Origin of the sequence: Martelella alba (assembly GCF_006516955.1) — a bacterium.
GTDB classification, from domain to species: domain Bacteria; phylum Pseudomonadota; class Alphaproteobacteria; order Rhizobiales; family Rhizobiaceae; genus Martelella; species Martelella alba.
In genome coordinates this window covers 102,639-119,007 of sequence record NZ_VHLG01000014.1, presented here as the reverse complement: position 1 = coordinate 119,007, position 16,369 = coordinate 102,639, and the positions used below count along the sequence as shown (strand labels likewise).

Annotated in this window: 15 protein-coding genes and 1 pseudogene; 7 read left to right on the top strand and 9 right to left on the bottom strand. The window is 57.0% G+C overall.

Going from position 1 to position 16,369, the window contains the following annotated elements; genetic code table 11:
- Nucleotides 1-574 precede the first annotated feature (574 nt).
- The 8 genes and pseudogenes from FJU08_RS18740 to lptC form a co-directional block, all read right to left on the bottom strand.
- Complete coding sequence (locus tag FJU08_RS18740) at nt 575-1,279, bottom strand: hypothetical protein (RefSeq protein ID WP_141150576.1); 705 nt, start codon at nt 1,277-1,279, stop codon at nt 575-577.
- A 671-nt stretch (nt 1,280-1,950) separates the two neighbouring features.
- Nucleotides 1,951-3,573, bottom strand: a complete 1,623-nt coding sequence (locus tag FJU08_RS18735; protein WP_141150575.1) for a hypothetical protein — start codon at nt 3,571-3,573, stop codon at nt 1,951-1,953.
- Nucleotides 3,574-3,747: 174 nt separating this feature from the next.
- On the bottom strand, nt 3,748-4,212 hold the full coding sequence (gene ptsN, locus FJU08_RS18730; RefSeq protein WP_141150574.1) for a PTS IIA-like nitrogen regulatory protein PtsN: 465 nt from the start codon (nt 4,210-4,212) through the stop codon (nt 3,748-3,750).
- Nucleotides 4,213-4,351: 139 nt separating this feature from the next.
- Nucleotides 4,352-4,921, bottom strand: a complete 570-nt coding sequence (gene hpf, locus FJU08_RS18725; protein WP_141150573.1) for a ribosome hibernation-promoting factor, HPF/YfiA family — start codon at nt 4,919-4,921, stop codon at nt 4,352-4,354.
- A gap of 299 nt (nt 4,922-5,220) precedes the next feature.
- Nucleotides 5,221-6,756 carry an RNA polymerase factor sigma-54 gene (gene rpoN / locus FJU08_RS18720; RefSeq protein WP_141150572.1) on the bottom strand — a complete coding sequence of 512 codons (1,536 nt, stop codon included), beginning with the start codon at nt 6,754-6,756 and terminating at the stop codon, nt 5,221-5,223.
- Nucleotides 6,757-6,893: 137 nt separating this feature from the next.
- A pseudogene (lptB, locus tag FJU08_RS18715) lies at nt 6,894-7,622 on the bottom strand (LPS export ABC transporter ATP-binding protein); the annotation flags it as partial.
- 102 nt (nt 7,623-7,724) lie between these two features.
- Nucleotides 7,725-8,285 (bottom strand): LptA/OstA family protein, encoded by a 561-nt coding sequence (locus FJU08_RS18710; protein WP_141150571.1) that lies wholly within the window; start codon nt 8,283-8,285, stop codon nt 7,725-7,727.
- An 8-nt stretch (nt 8,286-8,293) separates the two neighbouring features.
- Nucleotides 8,294-8,980 carry an LPS export ABC transporter periplasmic protein LptC gene (gene lptC, locus FJU08_RS18705; RefSeq protein WP_141150570.1) on the bottom strand — a complete coding sequence of 229 codons (687 nt, stop codon included), beginning with the start codon at nt 8,978-8,980 and terminating at the stop codon, nt 8,294-8,296.
- A 214-nt stretch (nt 8,981-9,194) separates the two neighbouring features.
- Here lptC and sppA point away from each other — a divergent pair, with 214 nt between their 5' ends.
- The 7 genes from sppA to olsB all read left to right on the top strand — a co-directional run bounded on the left by sppA (nt 9,195) and on the right by olsB (nt 14,601).
- Nucleotides 9,195-10,145 carry a signal peptide peptidase SppA gene (gene sppA, locus FJU08_RS18700; protein ID WP_407943726.1) on the top strand — a complete coding sequence of 317 codons (951 nt, stop codon included), beginning with the start codon at nt 9,195-9,197 and terminating at the stop codon, nt 10,143-10,145.
- Between the two features lie 22 nt (nt 10,146-10,167).
- Nucleotides 10,168-10,467, top strand: a complete 300-nt coding sequence (locus FJU08_RS18695) for an integration host factor subunit beta (RefSeq protein WP_141150568.1) — start codon at nt 10,168-10,170, stop codon at nt 10,465-10,467.
- Between the two features lie 77 nt (nt 10,468-10,544).
- Entirely contained in the window at nt 10,545-10,895 is a 351-nt protein-coding gene (locus tag FJU08_RS18690) for a LapA family protein (RefSeq protein WP_141150567.1), read from the top strand.
- A 123-nt stretch (nt 10,896-11,018) separates the two neighbouring features.
- The gene (locus tag FJU08_RS18685; RefSeq protein ID WP_141150566.1) at nt 11,019-12,122 is read left to right on the top strand and encodes a class I SAM-dependent methyltransferase; all 1,104 of its coding nucleotides are present in this window, start codon (nt 11,019-11,021) and stop codon (nt 12,120-12,122) included.
- Nucleotides 12,119-12,988: a TrmH family RNA methyltransferase gene (locus FJU08_RS18680; protein WP_141150565.1), complete on the top strand. Its 870-nt coding sequence runs from the start codon at nt 12,119-12,121 to the stop codon at nt 12,986-12,988. The genes FJU08_RS18685 and FJU08_RS18680 overlap by 4 nt, the downstream gene beginning before the upstream one ends.
- The gene (gene lspA / locus FJU08_RS18675) at nt 12,985-13,488 is read left to right on the top strand and encodes a signal peptidase II (protein ID WP_141150564.1); all 504 of its coding nucleotides are present in this window, start codon (nt 12,985-12,987) and stop codon (nt 13,486-13,488) included. Before FJU08_RS18680 ends, lspA begins: the two co-directional genes overlap by 4 nt.
- A 231-nt stretch (nt 13,489-13,719) precedes the next feature.
- Nucleotides 13,720-14,601, top strand: a complete 882-nt coding sequence (gene olsB, locus FJU08_RS18670) for a l-ornithine N(alpha)-acyltransferase (RefSeq protein ID WP_141150595.1) — start codon at nt 13,720-13,722, stop codon at nt 14,599-14,601.
- A gap of 126 nt (nt 14,602-14,727) precedes the next feature.
- Here olsB and FJU08_RS18665 read toward each other — a convergent pair whose 3' ends face one another.
- Entirely contained in the window at nt 14,728-15,948 is a 1,221-nt protein-coding gene (locus FJU08_RS18665) for a hypothetical protein (protein ID WP_141150563.1), read from the bottom strand.
- Between the last annotated feature and the right edge of the window lie 421 nt (nt 15,949-16,369).

Below are 16,369 nucleotides of genomic sequence, written 5' to 3'. Positions count from 1 at the left end.
AAGGGCATCACTCTGGGACGGCGAACGTCACCTAAAGTGATACATAAAAGACTGCTCTGCTCCGTTTTGGTTCCTGTTCCTCCTGGGGGGCACCTCGTTTCGTAATGTGATTTTGGATGATCTTTGACAGTGCAGGCAGGTCTTGCTGCCTGCTCGCCGCCGTGTCTTCGCCCGAACGGACATCCGGCTGCCCGTTGCATCCACTATTGTGAGGTTGACTGGATTTTCCGGGGGCGACGAGATGCATCGCATAGGGATGGCCAACCTCAATATCTGTCGCGGGAGGTTGTGCCTTTGCTGTGTCCCGGCCGGGCTGGCCTGATACCGGAATGGAGCCGGAAGGCTGTTGCTGCTCTGCCGCTACCGATCGGAGCGCGGTTGGCGGGGCGCCATCCTGCGGGGGGTGGACATTCGGCCGCAGCGGCGGCGGTGGCGGCGGGAATGTCGGGCGCTGAATTTTACGCGCGGCGTGACATGCTGGCTGTGTTCCCATCTTCAAACTCCTTGCTTTGCTGGTCTGTCTTCTGCCTGATCACGCGGCCGCCAACCCAGTCGGTGCCGCATTGAGCCTGTGTCACAAACGGGTGCTGTATTCTTCGGGATCTCCTTTCGGAGGCAGGGGAGCCGGCGCCTTTTTGGGCGCCGGCGCCTGGCCGAGCGCGCTTGAACTTTCCTCGAGGGGCAGCGAGATCTGGCTGATGGCGGGGGACGGCGCGCGCGGCGGGGTTGGCCAGTTCCGTTTTCCCTTGTTGGTGGCCAATTCGACCAGCGGTTCGGAGCGGATGCTCTTGCGATCCTCATCGGTCTTTTGCGTCAGATGACTGGACGTCGGTGACGGGACTGGCGGCGGTGATCGGCGGGGGGCTGCCTGTGGCGGGGCGGCTTCGGCAGAAGGCGTTGTCTGAGTTGGCGGTTGCGGCGCAGGTCGCTTGATGTGCGGGCCGCCGGGTGTGAGGGGGGGAGTCAGTTTCTTGAAGCCGGTCTCCAGCCGATCCATGAATGGCTGGTCGAGATTTTTGAGCCCGTTGTCTGTTGCAGGTCGTTTTTCAGGACAGCCGGCGGGCGAGGCGACGTAAAATTTTGCTGACGACAGCCTGGGCACTGCTGCCCGCTCCCGTCGCATTTTCCGTTCTGCTCTTTGGGGGTCGATCTGGTCACGGTTAAGAGCGTTCAGGCGTTCCTGGATTTTCTGGACGATCTTTTTCGGTTGGCTGAGTGGCGGCCAGCGCGCGGGCTGCCTTTGCGGCGTCTCGGTGCTGGCGTTGTTCTGCGGGGCCATCACGGCCTTTTTTGGCGCGGGCGCGGCAGGCCCATCGGATTTTGAGGTATTGGTTCCGACGGGAGCGACGTTCGGGCCAGAGGCCGCCCTCCATGAATGCGTGACGATTGCTGGCGGAGGCAGGTGAAGTCTTGGCATGAAGGATACCCTCACATTCATAGGCGATCAGATTTATGGTCACCACATGGTGTTGAGGGTCGGCCTGATAGAAAAATCAGCAAATCAGATGTAAGTGCAGCGCGATAACCAGAGCTGGCGGGGCTTTTACTGATGGATATTGTCTCTCTATTCGCTGCAAGGAAGGGCTAACATCATGCCTGCTCTTGCCTTGCCAGTCCGTTCAAAGGTCGGAATATCATCAAATATCTTATTGTTTGTTCTGGCGTGACGAACGGGAAAACCGGGAGCCGGTTTTCCTCAGACTGCTGACAAACCCTAGCCTCTTCTTTAACGTCATGCCTGTGCTTGTCACAGGCATCCAGCCGACGCGCGTCCGCGCGGCGAAAGAACCTGCTTATTCAAATCTTTAAGAGTATGGATCCCCGTGACAAGCACGGGGATGACGGCGGAGGCGATGGCTATTCCACCCCAAACAGACAAGCTGAATGACTTTGTCAGCAAGCTGGGGAAAACCGGGAGCCGGTTTTCCTGTTTTTCGGGAAATGCCTTTTTTAAACATCGAATATTTCTGTGTAGACGGGCGGCCAATATGTGCGAACCTGCTCCCGTCCCTGGCTCGGTGTGTCCGGACGATTTTGCCCATGCGGTTTCGCCTCTTCCGTTTTCGATGTGGGCAAACTGGCAGGGTATGGGGTCGTCGGTCTGGGCTGTTCGGATTTGGACTTTTTATTTTTCGTGTAAATGTGCGGTTTCTCTGGCTCTGAGACGTCCGTAACGCGGGCGCTTCTGTGGGCGAAAGGGTGAGGGGTCGCCGGTGAACCGGGCTTAACATGCGGTTGCCGTAACGGGTTTTCGCCGAAGTTGCGGATGTGGCCGGCTACCATCTCGGCCAATATTGACATATTCTCGTCCAACATTGATTTTGCGGTCGCATGTTCGCGTCGCTGCAGTTCAAGCTCCTGCTGCCAGCTATCTTGGGACGTGCTCGTCCTGTCCTTGACATCGGGAGACGGGGCCGGACTGACTGACGCTTTGTCAGAATTGTCCAGTGAAGCGCGCGAACTTGCGCGCGAACTTGTCGGTGTGAGCATGATGCTTGAAGCGTTTAGCGTTCCCTCATCCTGCTTCAGCCCTCTTTTCGCCCGGGCTGGCAGCCCGGTTGTCTGCTTCTTGGCTTCTTTGTTCAGAGCAAGCTTGCCCTTGGTCGATCTGTGGTGTTGGGACAGGGTCTCGAAATGGTGCTGTTTCATTCTGGGTAATGTCTCGGCGACCTCGTTTTCCGGGATCGTTTGCAGCCGATGGCGGTTTGCCTGCCCGCTGACACCACGTCTTCGCTGTCTCAGCATGGCTTCGAAATCTGCCTGATGCCGTTTCACCTGATCCGGCAAATGGTAAACTCCTGATGTCTGCTCGACCGGCTCGCTGCCAAATTCCTGAAATTCTTTCTGATTGTCCTTTTGTCGATCAGGAAACCAAAGGGTTACGTGCGGCGTTGACGGATCATAGTCCGGTGCCGGTTCTGCCGGTTCTGGCGGTTCATAGGAGATTGTCGCAATTTCTCTTTTGAATATCGGGCCGGTCGGCCTGCGGTCCGTCATGGGCTTTGCCGTCGCTTTGGGGCGGGTTGACGTCCCAGACGGCAGCGTGGGCGCAGGACATTCACTGATGGGCGGTGACTTTATCGCGCTATGCAGGACAGGCGTTGCCGTCTCAATTACATGTATCATCGTGGCTCCCATTTGGCTCGGTTTGCTGAAATCTGCCGAGACCTGCTCAACGGGAACTGGCCTTGGCGGTGTTCTTGGGATGCCGGCTTTGCGGCTCGGCTGCGACTGCAATGATCTGGAGAAAAGGCGCAAAGGCGTGCGTTTGAAACGCGACAATCTGCTTGGCGATGCTTTTGTGGTTGATGCCGTCCTGCTTTGCCCGGTATCACCCGGTCGCTTGTCCTGCTCTGTGAACCAGCCCGGTGCCGGGTAGTCGGGCTGTGCCGGGATCAGCAATTCCGGGTCGAAGCAGACTGCGCGTGATGGCCGTTGGTCATCCGGCGTTATGTCACGATTGTCCTTGATGCAGGTCTTGCCCGGTCTGCGTTCTGGATCATAAGGCATCACGTCTTCGCGAGCGGAAGGCTGCTGCCGGCAGAAGCATGACAATAAGTTCTGAAGCTTCAATTTTGTCCCCTTTGGCTGAGTTTTCAGCGATAGGGCGAACGCTAGCTTCTTAAAAAATAATATGAAAATCAGATAAATATATTCTGGGCACAGGGTGCTGAAAAAGCCACGCCAGGATTTGCGCAGGGCGGATTGCCGGTTGCTGTGCTGAAGTTACGAAAATGTGGGGGGTAGTCAGGCCGCGCTGGGCGTCTGTTCGGAATTGAGGAAAGTGTAAATTGCTGTTGGCGATGCAGACGCACGGATTTTGGTGGTCAGGTCATGGTCGCGCAGCAAACGGGCAACCCGAGAGAGTGCTTTCAAATGATCTGCTCCGGCGCCTTCCGGTGCCAGAAGCAGGAAAACGAGATCGACAGGCTGGTCGTCAAGCGATTCAAAATTGACAGGATGATCGAGCCGGGCAAAGACGCCGGTCATATGGGTGAGCTTCGGCAATTTGCCGTGCGGAATTGCAATACCATTGCCAACCCCGGTCGAACCAAGCCGTTCGCGTTGCAGCACTACTTCGAAAATCTCGCGCTCCGGCAGGCCGGTGATGTCTTCCGCACGGGCAGAAAGCTCCTGGAGCAGCTGCTTTTTGGAATTCACCTTGAGCGCGGGAATGATCGCTTCCTGTTTGAGCAGGTCAGTAAGTGCCATAACCCCAATTCCTTGACGGGTTCGTTTCGCCGCAAACCCGGTCGGCATCGCCACTGCGGGGGCGGATGATATCTCATTCCGAAGGCAGCGCGCAGGTGAAAAGAAAGCGGGCATGCTAAAGCATACCCGCCGGCTTCAATCAACCCTTGATATTGGCAGTGTCGATCCAGCCGATATTTCCATCCGGTCGGCGATAGACAATATTCAGGGATTTGTTGTCCGGGTTTCGGAACAACATCAGTGGTTTATCTGTCATGTCCAGAGACATGACGGCAGTTGCCACTGCCATCGTACGAACCTCTGTTTTGCTCTCGGCCACGATGGTCGGTGCAAAATCGTCGGGAATTTCCTCCATTTCATCCGGGGCAAGATCCATAACTGTGAATGCGACTTCTGCGAAATCAGCAGCACCGTTGTGATGGTCCTTCAGCTTCCGCTTGTAGCGGCGCAGGCGCTTGGCGATGCGCTCGAAGGCGGCCTCGAAGGCGGCCTGCGGCTCATGGGCCTTGCCGGCCGCATGGAGAACCGCACCACTGTCGAGGTGCACCTTGCAATCTGCGGAAAAGCCGTTGCTGGATTTTTCAACGGTGATCTGGCTCGAATACCCGCCATCGAAATACTTTGTGACGGCCTCCTCTATCTGATCCTCGATCCTTTGACGGAATGCCTCTCCGACTTCCATCTGCTTTCCTGAAACGCGCACACTCATGGTTTTTCCCTTCTTTTCGTGTTTGCGAAAATCAGTCTACGCCAAGCCATGAACTCCTCCAAGATGTCCGGTGCCGAATGATGGGCGTTCATACGCATTCTGATCGATTTTTTGCTGATATTCCGGCCGCATCAAGCGCCAGACCTGCCGCCATTCCTTCTGTGGAGAATATGCTGCATCAAATGCCCCATATTTCGCATATGCCGTTTTCCGATAGCGGGGTGAGGGTTGTATCGCTGCCTATCAGGCGGGTCAATCTTACTTGGCTGAACTCTTTTCGCAGACCGTTTTTCCTGGGGCTAGAGTCCTGAAACGCGTGCCATTGCGCGTTTTTCACGTCGGCGCTGAACCGATGAGGGGATGTTCATCGCCTCGCGATATTTTGCAACCGTGCGGCGAGCCAGGTCCGTTCCTTCTGATTTCAGCGTCGAGACGATGTCGTCATCCGACAAAACGGTTTCTGCCGTTTCGGCGGCGATCAGCTGGCGGATGCGATGTCGTACGGCTTCCGCCGAGCGATTGGCGCCATCATCCTCGGTCGATCCGATCGAAACTGTGAAGAAGTATTTCAGTTCGAAAAGACCGCGCGGTGTCAGCATGAATTTGTTGGTTGTGACCCGGCTCACGGTTGATTCGTGCATGTCGATGGCGGCGGCGACGGTCTTGAGCGTCAGCGGGCGTAGATGGTCTACACCCAACTTTAAAAAAGCTTCCTGCTGCCGGACGATCTCGCTTGCGACCTTGAGAATGGTGCGGGCCCGCTGATCGAGGCTGCGGGTCAGCCAGTTGGCATTCTGCAGGCAGGTATTCAGGAAAGTCTGGTCGGCATCGGACATGATGCCGCCGGTCTTGATGCTGGCGAGATAGTCCCTGTTGACCAGAACGCGCGGTAATGTGTCCTGATTCAGTTCAACTCTCCAGCCATCCTGAAGGTCTTTCGTGACGATCACGTCAGGCAGAACCGATTCTGGCGGCTGCAGGATATAGGTGCTGCCCGGCTTGGGGTTGAGCGCGCGGACCTCACGGATCATGTCGAGAATATCGTCATCATTGACGCCGCAGAGCTTTTTGAGCCTGGTGAAGTCGCGGCGAGCCACCAGATCCAGATTTTCAACCAGGCCAAGCATGGCCGGATCGAGCCGGTCTTTCTGTTGCAGCTGGCGCTTCAGGCAGTCGCTGAGCGAGGTCGCGAAAATGCCGGGCGGGTCCAGGGTCTGAAGTGTTGTCAGAACGGGCTTGAGGTCATCGACGGACACGTTGATGCGCGGGGCGATTTCTTCAAGCGGGGTGAGGAAATAGCCGGCCTCGTCGAGATAGTCGATCAGGTAACGGGCAATCGCCTGCGAACGATGGGCGCGGAATGTCAGTGCGATCTGGTCGGTAAGGTGGTCCCTGAGGCAGGGGCGGGAGGCGACAAAATCATCGAGATCGAACGGCTCGTCGCCGGACGTCCCCGTGGTCATGGATTTCCACTGGCTCATGGCTTCAGAGGATTGACGCTGTTCGCCCTGGCCTTCGTCTGAATAGCTTTCGGAGAAATTGCTGTCGAGCTGATCCGCCAGAACAGCCTGGCTTGCTGCGTTATCATCGCCATACCAGTCGCCGGACAGCGCATCATTCTCAGTTTCGCCGTGCGCTTGTTCATCAGCTGCGCCATCACCGCTCCCGTCATCGGATGGTGCTGTCTCGAGCAGGGGGTTGCTTTCAATTTCCCGCGCAATGAATTGCGTTAGCTCCAGATGCGTCATCTGCAAGAGCTGGATCGACTGCATGAGCTGTGGCGTCATCACCAGCGACTGGTTCTGACGCAGATAAAGGCTGGCACTGAGAGCCATACGGACATTCCCCCGACCAACGACCAATCATACGATTGTGAGCCGAATGTGTTTTATCTGGCCCAAAAATTGCTTGAAAACAATCATCCGGTCAAGCGGCAAGCTATATCCGACGCGAAAAAGCGGATTTGTCGGGTTTAGAGCGTAAAATTGTCGCCCAGATACAGGCGGCGCACATCGTTGTTGTTGACGACATCGTCTGCTTTGCCATGGGTCAGTACTTCGCCCGCATGAATGATATAGGCGCGGTCGATCAGGCCAAGCGTCTCGCGCACATTGTGATCCGTGATCAGTACGCCGATGCCGCGCTGGGTCAGATGGCGAACAAGATTCTGGATATCGGAGACGGAAATCGGGTCAACACCGGCAAAGGGTTCATCGAGCAGCATGAAGGTTGGATCAGTGGCAAGGGCGCGGGCGATCTCAAGACGGCGGCGCTCGCCGCCTGAAAGCGCGACTGCGGGTGATTTGCGGAGGCGTGTTATGGAGAATTCCTCCATCAGCTGCTCGGCCTTTTCCTTGCGTGCCTTCTTCTTCAGGTCCGTCAGCTCCAGAACGGCCATGATGTTTTCTTCCACCGTCAGACCTCGAAAAATGGAGGCCTCCTGAGGCAGGTAACCGACGCCGAGACGGGCGCGGCGGTACATGGGCAACCGTGTGACGTCGTGGCCGTCCAGCGCAATGGCGCCCTGGTCGACCGGAATGAGGCCGGTAATCATGTAAAAGCAGGTGGTTTTTCCAGCGCCATTCGGGCCAAGCAGCCCGACGGCTTCACCGCGCCTGACCACCAGTGAAACGCCGTTGACGACACGCCGCTGGCGATAGGATTTCGTCAGCCCGCGTGCGATCAATGTGCCCATATAGCGCTCATCGGAGATGTTTGCGCCACCACCTGAAGCATCCTGGTATCGCCGTCGACGGGCGTCTGCGCTTTGCTGAACGCTTTTCACGTCGTTACTCCGGGCTGATCAGTTGGATTTCTGCGATTTGGGGTCGAGCTGGATCTGCACGCGACCGCCACAGGCATCAAGATGGGCCTCGCTCGTCACCATATCGACGGTAAGCTTGCAGCCGACAAAGACGTTCTTGCCCTCGGTGAGGACGACCTTCTTGCCTTCCAGTACGATCTGCTGCGACACCATGTCGAAATAGCCGGTATCGGCAGTGGCCTGCTGGGTTTTCGAATTCACCTGAACATTGTCTTCCAGATCGATACGTTCCAGATCACCGCTGCCCGACGCGATGCCGGTCGAGCCGCCCTTATATTTGACGATCATCTTCGATGCCTGCACCTTGTTGTCGCCCTGGATGGCAACAACATCGCCGGAAAAGACGATGTTCTTCGTCTTGTCATCCACATGCGCATCCTTGGAGGTGATGTTGATGGGTTGGTCGTTGGCGAGCTTGAAGCCTTCCATCGTCGAGCTTTGCGCAAAGGCAGGTGCTGCGGTGCCAATCGCCAGAGCTGACGTCAAACAGAGAGCGACGATCCCTTCGGAAAGGCATTTTCCGGAACGCAAAGCCAGCATGAATAACCTCATTGTTCGGCTGTGGTGAGTGCCGTGGGGTTCAGGACGACATGAACGCCGCCGCCGAAGTCGATACTCCTGCCGTTATCGGTGATATTGACATTTTGTGCAACCAGTGTTGCCTGGCTTGCGGTAATAGAGACAGGTGTATCGCTCTTGAGTTCACCCGCCTTGATATCGATGAAGGCGGAATTGAAGTCTGCAGTCAGGCCGTTTGAAAGACGCAATGTGAAGGGGTCATTGATGTTCAGCCGGTCATTCAGGCGATCATAGATGGCGCTTTGCGCGGTCACACGTGCCGTCGTGGTGCTGTCAATCGGCACGGCTGCCTTGATCTTTTCGAGGATGACCTTGTTCTGGTTGTCAATCGGCTGCAGTGCCCGCTCGGCGTTTAGCGTATATTGAATGCCGTTGCTGTTGCGGCCTGAAATCCCGGGATTGGTCATGACGATCATGCCGTTTTCGACCGTTGCCGAATCGAGCGACAACTGTTCCGGTACCATGGCGCGAATCACAGTGAAGCCAACAAGTCCGAGTGAGATCACGAGGGCAAGCAGCGGCAACAAGAATTTCAGATAGCGCACGCGTCTTGAGTGACGGGTGGCGATGCGATAATTCCGTGCGTTCTGTCGGGCCAGATTTTTCCGGAACTGCTCAGCACCTGTGTCCGTATGGCCGTAGCTTGCATCTGTCATTTCTGTCTTCCCGGCCTGACCGCGATCTGTCCGCTGCTATGATTGCGATCGTCCTTAGCGACGACTTCGTTCGACCTCGTGGCGTCAAAGTGTCTCCATGATGGCAATATCGAATTTGACCTTACATTCTATTTAGAAAATTGATTATGTTCTGCGCCCGTGGCAAGTGATAAGTCACTCGAAATTTTCATAAATGCAGATTTAGGGGGCCGTATTGACGATTTCAGCGATTTTGGAGCGCCGGAGGCTTCGCCGTCGTCTGACATGGTGGCGTGCCGTGACCCTCATTCTTGTGGCTGTCGTGATTCTGGGGGGCTATCGTTTCATCATGGGGCCGGATGCTGCGCGGGTGCTGACGCGGCCCCATATTGCTGAACTGACGATTTCCGGCATGATCGTTGATGATCCGGCGCTCTTGCAGAAGATCGAAGATATCGGCGACGATACCCGTGTGAAAGCGCTGATTGTTTCTCTGTCGACGGGCGGTGGCAGTACCTATGGCGGCGAACGAATCTATAAGGCGCTGCGTGCTGTTGCAGAAAAGAAGCCGGTTGTTGCCGATATCCGCACCGAAGCGGCGTCAGCTGGCTACATGATTGCGCTTGCGGGTGACCGCATCTTTGCCGGCGAAACATCGATCACCGGCTCCATCGGCGTTTTGTTCATGTATCCCCAGGCCAAGGAATTGCTCGACAAGATCGGCGTGACCATGGGCACGGTCAAATCTGCGCCGATGAAGGCAGAGCCGTTGCCCTTCGATGCGGCAACACCTCAGGTCAGAGCCATGCTGGGCTCGGTTGTTTCCGACAGCTATAACTGGTTTGTCGATCTGGTCGCCGAGCGGCGCGATATGCCGCGAGAAAAGGCGCTGGCCCTTGCCGATGGCCGCATCGTCACCGGGCGTCAGGCTGTCGAAGACGGACTGATTGACGCAGTTGGCGGCCAAAAGGACATTCTTGCCTATCTTCACGAACGAGATGTGCCGGAAAATCTTGATATTGAATCCTGGGATGACATAAACAATGATGGGTTCGATCTGAATATGGCCAATGCAGCTGTTTTTCTGTTGCAAAAGGCTGGCTTGGGATCGCTTGTAGGCGAGTACCCCGGAAAGGGGGCCGGCTTCGTTGACGGGCTTGTTTCCGTCTGGCAAAATAATTGGTAATCAACGCCTTGAGGGGAACAGCGTGATTAAATCCGAATTGGTTCAGATCGTCGCTTCGCGCAATCCGCATCTTTATCACCGGGATGTGGAAAATATTGTCAACGCCATTCTCGATGAGATTGCCGACGCGCTTGCCGCCGGAAACAGGGTCGAGCTGCGCGGTTTCGGTGCATTCTCGGTGAAGAACAGGCCGTCCCGTTCCGGGCGTAACCCGCGCACAGGCGACACGGTTTTCGTTGAGGAGAAGTGGGTTCCCTTCTTCAAGACCGGGAAGGAGTTGCGTGAGCGTCTCAATCCCGATCAGGCCGATGAAGACGATTGAGCATTCAGGCTTGTGCGGAGGCAGGCGCGCGGCTGTGTCGCGGGCGTTGCATTTTGAATGGCATGTGAGGTTTTGGCATGGGCAGAAAGCTGATCAATTTCATCATTCTTTTGCCGCTCGGCATTCTTCTGGTGCTGTTTTCGGTTGCCAATCGTACTCCGGTTTCCCTGGCGCTCAATCCGTTTGATCCGGCAGACAAGGTGCTGTCTGTAACGGCGCCCTTCTTCGTCTATCTCCTCATTGCCTTCATTATCGGCCTTGTTGCCGGTTCGCTTGCCACCTGGTTTTCGCAAGGCAAGCATCGCAAACGCGCCAAGAGCCATCGGCGCGAGGCGGTTGCCTGGCAAAGCGAAGCAGACAAGCAGAAGAGCCGTGCCGACGAGATTGCCGGGCTGACGTCAACGGCGGAGAAGCTGCCCGCACCCTGATGCGGGTCTGGCGATCCTGGCAATCGTGATCACGCTCTTTCGCTTGGCGTTCGGGGATGCTATTCGGCCATTCAGTCTTGAATTGCAGGCAGTTTCGAATTGCAGGAAGCGTGATCCGGTTTGATGAAACCAACAAAAAAAAACAGGCGGGTGCGGCCGGAGCGGCCGGTAGAGGCGTCGCGCAAGCCCAATCAGCGCAAAACGTCTGCGCGGAGCGATGAAGGACGGCCGAAAGGCCGCCCGCAGGCGGCACCAAGGGAGGCCGCCGCAGCCCAGCCGATTGAATGGATTGCTCTGAAGCCGGGCGCGCGGCCTGCGGAGCGCATCCCCGTCATTCTTGAATCGAAAGCGGCCGGGCAGTTCCATCTGGTGGACAGTGGCCATGGTCTGAAACTCGAGCAATATGGTCCATACCGGATTGTGCGCCCGGAAGCGCAGGCGCTCTGGCCACCGCTTCTTGATGCCGCGACCTGGGAAAATGTCGATGCCGTTTTCACTGGCGATACCGATGAAGATGGCATGGGGCGCTGGCGCTTCCCAAAGGGCGCGCTTGGCGAGGTTTGGCCGATGCGGCTTCTGGATGTTGATTTTCTCGGCCGTTTCACATCCTTCCGCCATGTTGGCGTGTTCCCGGAGCAGGTTGCTCACTGGAGCTGGATGCAGGATGCGATCATCAAGGCGAAGGGCGGGGCACCGGTCAGGGTCTTGAACCTGTTCGGTTATACCGGCGTTGCCTCGCTGGTCGCTGCGCGGGCTGGCGCAGAGGTGACCCATGTCGATGCATCTAAGAAAGCGATTGGCTGGGCGCGGGAAAACCAGGCGCTGGCAGGGCTAGAGGATCGGCCGATCCGCTGGATATGCGATGATGCGATGAAATTCATCGAACGCGAGGTTCGGCGCGGCAATCGCTACGATATCATCCTCACCGATCCGCCCAAATTCGGCCGGGGACCCAATGGGGAGGTCTGGCAGCTGTTTGAGCATTTGCCGCGCATGCTGGATCTGTGCCGTGAAATCATGAAGCCGGATGGCATTGGCCTTGTCCTGACGGCCTATTCGATTCGCGCCAGCTTTTATTCGATCCATGAGCTGATGATGGAAACGATGCGCGGCTTTGGCGGCGTTGTCGAATCCGGTGAACTGGTGCTCCGCGAAGGCGGCCTTGATGGCAGTGAGACGGGCAGGGCGCTTTCGACCTCTCTTTATGCGCGGTGGTTACCCCGATGATTGACGGATTTGATACACGAAGGACCCCGCGGGTCGGTCAGGTCAAGGAAGTGACAAGCCTTGCCAATCCGATTATCAAGGATATCCGGGCGCTGTCGCAGAAGAAGCACCGCGAGGAGAGCGGCACTTTCCTTGCCGAAGGGCTGAAGCTCGTGATCGATGCGCTGGAGCTGGGCTGGTCGATCCGCACGCTGATCTATGCCAAGGCGGCTAAGGGCAAGGCACCGGTGGAACGTGCTGCTGCGCGCACGGTCGCGTCTGGTGGGCTGGTTCTGGAGGTTTCCGAAAAGGTCCTGTCAGCTATTACCCGGCGTGATAATCCGCAGATGGTGGTCGGCATTTTCGAGAGCCGCTATCAGCCGCTTGAAGCGATCCACCCCAGGGATGGCGATACCTATGTGGCGCTGGACCGGGTGCGCGATCCCGGCAATCTCGGCACCATCATCCGCACTGCCGACGCGGCCGGTGCGGCCGGCGTCATTCTGATCGGCGATACCACGGATCCCTTTTCCATCGAGACGGTCAGGGCGACGATGGGCTCTGTCTTTGCCGTGCCGGTGTCGAGGACATCGCCGGAGGCCTTTCTTGCCTGGTCGAAGAAGACGAATGCGCATGTTGTCGCAACGCATCTGGCCGGTTCTGTTGATTACCGCACGGTCGACTATTCGGGGCGTCCCGTCGTGCTTCTGATGGGCAATGAGCAGCAGGGCTTGCCCGATCTTCTGGCCGATGGGGCAGGGGCTCTGGTGCGTATCCCGCAGGCTGGACTGGCCGATTCGCTCAATCTGGCCGTTGCAACAGGTGTCATGCTGTTCGAGGCGCGCCGCCATCTTCTCACGCTCGATGAAAGAGAGCCGCGCCGATGAAAGTCTCTCCCCTGTCACGGCTGCCGGTGGCCATTCTGTTCGTCTTTGTCGCCGTGGCACTGGACCAGATGATCAAGGCGGCTGTGGAATATTTCCTGCCCTTTCATCGGGCGGTCGAAGTTCTGCCCTTTCTGGCGCTTTACCGGACCTATAATCTCGGCATTGCCTTTTCGATGTTTTCCGATGCCAACGGTTATCTGATTGTCGGCGCGCGCATCATCATCGTTGCCTTTGTCAGCTGGTTCTGGTGGCGCAGTGATGCCAGGCGGTCGTTGCTGCAGCTCGGACTGGCACTGATCGTTTCCGGTGCGCTCGGCAATATCATTGACCGCTTTGTCTATGGCCATGTCATTGATTACGTTCTCTTCCACGTCGGCAACTGGTCTTTCGCCGTCTTCAACCTGGCAGACAGCTTCATCACCATAGGTGCCGTTCTGGTGTTTCTGGATGAGTTCCTGCTGGGCCTTTCGGGCAAGAAGAACGCGAAAGAAGAAAGCTGACACTGGTTTTGCCTCACGGTACGAAGGCAACGGCCCGCCATGATTGTGGACGGTGTATCGGTGCTGCTGTAATATAATCCGTCAGTTTCATTTGAAGGGTGGTACAGGTCCGTTCCGCTATCGCGGGCAGAAGGCGTCCGTGCCAGCGTGCTGCCGCTCTTCCGGGCGTGTCACGACCATGTCGCAAAGAAGTGCTTTATGAACGATAAAGACAACCTTCCGGGCCAGTTCATGACCATTGAAGCGCTTGACTACATTCATCCCGCCGCTGAAGCGGGGGCCGCCGCCGGACATTTGCAGGACGAGGCAGGCAACGAACTTCTCGGTCGTATCGGATCGCTGGAGACACGGCTAGCCGCCAATGACCGCGAGATCGACGCTGCGCAGTCCGTGCGCTATCGCGTTTTCGTCGAGGAAATGCAGGCGCAGCTGCCGCCTGAGGCAATGCGGATCAAGCGGGACTTTGATCGCTGGGACGCGATCTGCGATCATCTGCTGGTTCTCGATCGCAATATAGAAGGCGATACGGAAGATCAGATCGTCGCCACCTATCGTCTGTTGCGCCATGACGTCGCCATGGCGAGCGGCGGATTTTACTCCTGCGGGGAATTCGATATCGATCCGCTGATCGCGCGCCATGAGGGAATGCGCTTCATGGAACTCGGCCGCTCCTGCGTCTTGCCCAACTATCGCGGAAAACGCACTGTTGAGCTGCTTTGGCAAGGCAACTGGGCCTATTCGCTGCGCCACAATATCGGTGCCATGTTCGGCTGCGCTTCGTTTCACGGCGCAAATCCTAAAGACCATGCCCTGGCGCTGTCCTTTCTTTATCACAAGGCGCGCGCGATTGGTGAATGGCAGGTTTCCGCACAGGCTGAACAGGCCGTCGACATGAACTTCATGCCGGCTGAAGACATCAATGATCGCAAGGCGCTTGTGTCGCTGCCGCCGTTGATCAAGGGGTACTTGCGCCTTGGCGCTATGATCGGCGATGGAGCGGTCATAGACCATGCGTTCAACACCACCGACGTTCTGGTGGTGCTGCCGATTGCGGCCATTTCCGATCGCTATATCAATTATTATGGGGCGGATGCCGGGCGTTTCTCCGCCTGAATATCCACTTTTGATCATGTTTCGTGACATGGCTTCCGCTTCGCGGAGACCGCCGGCATTCAATGTATAAGCAACGGTGCTTGCCCCATAACACCGTTGCTTTTTTGATCACCTGGACCTGTCGCGCTACTGGTTCGCTGCCACTGACAGGCCAAGCATGCCGGGCAGGGCCTGCGGCGCGGCAAGACCGGTGAGGAACACGGAGAAGATCGGGGTCGCCGAGGGCGGCTGGATCTTGATTTCCAGCGATTTCGGATCGGCAAGATAGGCATCGGCTGCGCCGTTGACCATGGCGGTCAATGGCGGAGAGTTGAAATAGCCGATCGCACCCGACAGCGTGTTGCGCAGTTTTTCCGTCAGGGCGCCTTTGCTTTCGCCCTGTTCGGCGCTCAGCATCTCCAGCAGGCGGTTGGTGATGGAGGCGTCAGTAAACTGGACCGAGAGCGAGCTGACTGCAAATTTCTGCATCAGCACGAGTGACTGGGCCTGCTTTTGAACAGCCGCATTGTCGCCGCCCTGGCTGGGTAGTGCCAGTCCCTTCAGCTCGTCAAGCTGACCGAGCGTATCCATCGAAAAGCCCATCAGGTTGGCACTGGTTTCAATCTCGCCGACATTGTCGATATCGGCTTTGGCTGATTCAAGCTGCAACTCGCCACTTGCAAGGTTCCACGTCCCGATGGATGTGAGATTGGCCTTTGCTGTCATCAGATCGAGTTTTTGAAGCCGTTCCCTGAGGGTCGGGCTCAATTCGTCAATGGGGTTCAGGTCGAGCGCGATATTGGCCGCCTGCCAGGAAAAACGGACCGTCTGGCTATCCATGTCATAGACTTGGCTGTTGTCGACACTGTCGATAGCAAGCACTGGCTTGCCTTTATAATCAGCATCAATGCCGGTCATACTGGCGGTGTCTGCATGAAAGAGACCACTGAAACTGTCACTCGAGGGAACGGCCGGTACGTGGATATTGCCGAGCGCCAGTCCGGTGAAGCGAATGTGAGTATCGCGATTGGCAAATTCGGTTGCCGGCAGGTTCAGTGCATCGGCATCATAGCTGCCATCAGCATTTTCCCGCAGGCCGGTTACCACGAGTTCGACCGGAGCGACCTGACTGAAGCTGTCGTCATTGGCTGTGTCTGGTGATGGCGCCAGCAGAAAATCATGAACCACCAATGTGTTGTCAGCACCTTCCTCGATAGCGGAGTAGGTAAAAGTCTGGCTTGACTGGGCGGTTTGCACCGCATCGAGTTTCTTCAGAAAGTCGGCCCCGTCGACGGCATAGGCGGGAACAGCCAGCACCGGCATGGCCAGTATCGTGGCGGTGAAGATCAAAGCGTGATGGGTCTTCATGAAACTCTCCGGCCCGAGGCGTCGTCAAATCATTCTCGCATTCGCGAGCATGATATCCTTATAACGGGAACTGCCGTGAAAAGCGAACCCTGCATAGTATAACAAGCCAGGGTTCGCCTTTCATCCGGCTGGTTTCACTGCGCTACTGGCGGTTATGCTTGGTTCGACAGGCCGGCCAATTCGGGAATGGCTTCCGGCGGTGGTGCCGTTGGGGATTGCCTCGCGCGGTTGATCATAGGGTGCCGCCATGACGTCGAGGAGACCAACCTGGCCGCAGCGAGGGCAGCATGTTTGAGCCAATGTGACATGAGATCTGCCGGAACTTGAGAACTCACCTTGCAAGGGGGCGGCAAATATGTGCGATACGCAGGTCTGCTGGTGCCGTAGTCACGCTGGATGCCCTGATTTTTAAGGGGAGTGT

What these genes read in the sequence shown, in the direction of transcription:
- ptsN (WP_141150574.1), bottom strand. Translation starts at nt 4,212, where the DNA reads ATGGCACTTACTGACCTGCTCAAACAGGAAGCGATCATTCCCGCGCTC.
- rpoN (WP_141150572.1), bottom strand. Translation starts at nt 6,756, where the DNA reads ATGGCTCTCAGTGCCAGCCTTTATCTGCGTCAGAACCAGTCGCTGGTG.
- olsB (WP_141150595.1), top strand. Translation starts at nt 13,720, where the DNA reads ATGACCATTGAAGCGCTTGACTACATTCATCCCGCCGCTGAAGCGGGG.
- FJU08_RS18685 (WP_141150566.1), top strand. Translation starts at nt 11,019, where the DNA reads ATGAAACCAACAAAAAAAAACAGGCGGGTGCGGCCGGAGCGGCCGGTA.
- FJU08_RS18680 (WP_141150565.1), top strand. Translation starts at nt 12,119, where the DNA reads ATGATTGACGGATTTGATACACGAAGGACCCCGCGGGTCGGTCAGGTC.
- lspA (WP_141150564.1), top strand. Translation starts at nt 12,985, where the DNA reads ATGAAAGTCTCTCCCCTGTCACGGCTGCCGGTGGCCATTCTGTTCGTC.
- lptC (WP_141150570.1), bottom strand. Translation starts at nt 8,980, where the DNA reads ATGACAGATGCAAGCTACGGCCATACGGACACAGGTGCTGAGCAGTTC.
- FJU08_RS18740 (WP_141150576.1), bottom strand. Translation starts at nt 1,279, where the DNA reads ATGGCCCCGCAGAACAACGCCAGCACCGAGACGCCGCAAAGGCAGCCC.
- hpf (WP_141150573.1), bottom strand. Translation starts at nt 4,921, where the DNA reads ATGAGTGTGCGCGTTTCAGGAAAGCAGATGGAAGTCGGAGAGGCATTC.
- FJU08_RS18690 (WP_141150567.1), top strand. Translation starts at nt 10,545, where the DNA reads ATGGGCAGAAAGCTGATCAATTTCATCATTCTTTTGCCGCTCGGCATT.
- FJU08_RS18665 (WP_141150563.1), bottom strand. Translation starts at nt 15,948, where the DNA reads ATGAAGACCCATCACGCTTTGATCTTCACCGCCACGATACTGGCCATG.
- FJU08_RS18710 (WP_141150571.1), bottom strand. Translation starts at nt 8,285, where the DNA reads ATGCTGGCTTTGCGTTCCGGAAAATGCCTTTCCGAAGGGATCGTCGCT.